Below are 1,411 nucleotides of genomic sequence, written 5' to 3'. Positions count from 1 at the left end.
GACATCTCCATGGGTAAGCGCAGGTAAGGAATCTTGCTGCAAGCGCTCGACACGTTTTTTTCCAGAGACTCTTCAGAATGGGCGCTCCCGCACATTCGCCGTGATTCAATTCTCTAAACTTCGGTTTTTGCAACGCTGACATTGGTAACCCACCCCATAATCTGAAGATATACCCTATAAAAAAGGTATCCTTCGCAATTATAGTGTCTATTTTGAAAAGTCAAGTGGTTTTTTAGATATTTATCGAAATATTGTAGACACTTTTGTAGTGGTGACTGATTACCAATTAGTGTATTGAACTGCATAGGTCATGTAAATAGGTCGCAGGAGTAATCCTAGCGGCTCTTATTTTGTACAAGAATGAATGAAATGAAAAAAGCGTTTGTTTTTAGACGCCTTACAACAGCTCCCAGATAAAAAATGACCCGCCCTGTTACACATCATTACATAAACGATGAGAGGTGCGGGCGGGGTCTGTTCAAAAGTAGCAACAAGAACCTTAGGAATCGCTTCCTACGGCTCCATGAAAAAGAAACCTTGAAGGGCACGAAGCCAATCAAGGTTAATAATCTAATCTGAATTAACTCTTATTAAAGCATTATCAAGACTAATTAATCCTTTTATTTCACTGGAATCTGCTTTAAATACCTCTAATTCTGTGATGTAACCTTCAACAACGTGCAAATAAAATATTGTTGGTGCAGAATTACCATTATCGATAATCATTTCAACAGGGACTCTAGTTTGATTATGAAAACAATGTGATTTACTTTCTATCTCAATATCTATTGTTCTGCATCCACATAAACAAGACCCTATTACTTTTGCATATTCCATCTGGTTTTTTAATATGTCTCTACCATCAAAATTAACACTCAATAGCTTGTGAATCCACCGTTTTTCTTCAATTGATAAATCCCTTTTCACCCTATGCCAATTTTCCAAATGTTTACTAGACATTTGTTTAACCTCACTTCATTTTACTTAGGATAATAAGTCCCAATATTTATTTTACCATTTCCTAAACCATATGACGTATATTCGATGGGCTTTCCGTTTACAATAACGGTACCTTTATTAAACTGCCCCTTTCTTAAGTTTTGTTTCACAACGTCATTGGCAATTGTTCTATTTACGGTATTCGGATTTAATCCGGTACCTACTAAATGTCTTCCACCGTGCCCAAAGGTTATAGTATTATTTTTTCCTACCTTGAATTCGGCAGTTACACCACCGCCACCTTTTGGTGCTTGGTATCCTCCCGTCCCCTTAGACGCCTTTCCGGTGTTTTTCCCGTTAGTTTTTGCCGATGTCTTTGCCGGTATTTTTTTCGGTGTTTTTTTCAGTGTTTTCCCCAGCGCTTTTTTTCTAGCGATCTCAGCATTGATTTTTTTTAAACGCCCAACTATTT

General features: G+C 37.6%; 1 protein-coding gene and 1 pseudogene. Both read right to left on the bottom strand.

What is annotated here, in order from left to right; all coding sequences use genetic code 11:
• Positions 1-570: 570 nt before the first annotated feature.
• Positions 571-960 carry a hypothetical protein gene (locus PPOP_RS22405; RefSeq protein ID WP_006288328.1) on the bottom strand — a complete coding sequence of 130 codons (390 nt, stop codon included), beginning with the start codon at positions 958-960 and terminating at the stop codon, positions 571-573.
• Between the two features lie 20 nt (positions 961-980).
• Positions 981-1,411 (bottom strand): annotated as a pseudogene (locus tag PPOP_RS23630) (hypothetical protein); the annotation flags it as partial.

Source organism: Paenibacillus popilliae ATCC 14706 (genome assembly GCF_000315235.1).
GTDB lineage: Bacteria > Bacillota > Bacilli > Paenibacillales > Paenibacillaceae > Paenibacillus_B > Paenibacillus_B popilliae.
This window is presented reverse-complemented; position numbering and strand designations above follow the sequence as displayed.